General features: G+C 15.7%; 2 protein-coding genes. One reads left to right on the forward strand and one right to left on the reverse strand.

Going from position 1 to position 1,246, the window contains the following annotated elements:
• A partial coding sequence (locus GJT96_RS02440) for an OB-fold nucleic acid binding domain-containing protein (RefSeq protein ID WP_247646086.1) occupies positions 1-328 on the reverse strand: 328 nt, incomplete at its 3' end.
• Positions 329-721: 393 nt separating this feature from the next.
• Between GJT96_RS02440 and argS the strand changes: the two genes are divergently transcribed.
• Positions 722-1,246: arginine--tRNA ligase domain-containing protein (gene argS, locus GJT96_RS02145; protein WP_169780556.1), on the forward strand; the 525-nt coding region annotated here is incomplete at its 3' end.

Raw genomic sequence — 1,246 nt, forward strand, 5'->3', positions numbered from 1 at the left:
CAAGAGATTTAGATTTATTTAAAATAATAATATCGAATACAATAATTTCAATTTCTCCTGTTAGTAATTTTACATTTTTATTTTTTTTGGTTCTTTTTACTATTTTACCTTTAATTTTTATACAAAAATTATTACGTAATGTATTTGCTATATTATAAGCTATTTGATATTTAGGTTTAAAAACTGCTTGAATTACACCTTCTCTATCTTTTAAATTAATAAAAATTAATTTTCCTAAATTTTTATAATTTTGAACCCATCCATAAAGAGTTATTTCTTGATTAAGAAATTCTTTATTAATATCACCACAAAATAATTTTTTTATCATTTATAAAACCTTTTTTATAAAAAATTTTATTATATAATTAATAGTTTTAATATGAAATTTATTTTATTTAGAATAGTAATTTATATAAACAAAAATTTTATATGTTTAAAAATTAAAAATATCAATTTATTGATTTTTTAATATTTAAATATATAAAATTATTTTTATTATAAAAAAAATAATTTTAAATTATAAATAATAATTTATATATTATATATAATAATATTTCTTAAAAATTTTATATATAAAAAATAAACAAATCTCAATTTAATTATAAATTAATTTTATTAATATATTAAATTATAATTTTATTATATATTTTAAATTTACATAAATATAACAAAATATCATTTATTTAATGTTTATAATTTTTTATATAAAAAAAGGAAACAAATGAATATAAAAAAATTTCTTTCAATAAAAATTCACAAATCAATGATTAAAACAGGTATTCCATCCAAGTATAATGTTATTTTGCGCTCATGTAAAAAAAAAATATTTGGAAATTATCAAATAAACGGTATTATTTCGGCTGCTGTTCATTTAAAAATAAACCCTAATTATCTTGCTAAAAAAGTAGTAAAAAATTTTAAATTAAATAATATTTTATCTAAAATTACAGTATCTCAAAAAGGATATATTAATTTTTTCATCAAAAAAAAATGGTTATCTAATCAAATTAATTTATTAATAATTTCTAAAAAATTAGGATTAACAGAAAATATTATATCTAAAAATATAGTCATTGATTATTCTAGTCCTAATATAGCAAAAGAAATGCATGTAGGACATTTAAGATCTACAATTATAGGTGATTCAATGGCACGTATTTTATCTTTTGTTGGACATAATGTTATTAAGTCAAATCATATTGGTGATTGGGGAACTCAATTTGGAATACTTATTGCTTTTTTAAAA

Origin of the sequence: Enterobacteriaceae endosymbiont of Donacia piscatrix (genome assembly GCF_012569525.1) — a bacterium.
Lineage (GTDB): Bacteria > Pseudomonadota > Gammaproteobacteria > Enterobacterales > Enterobacteriaceae.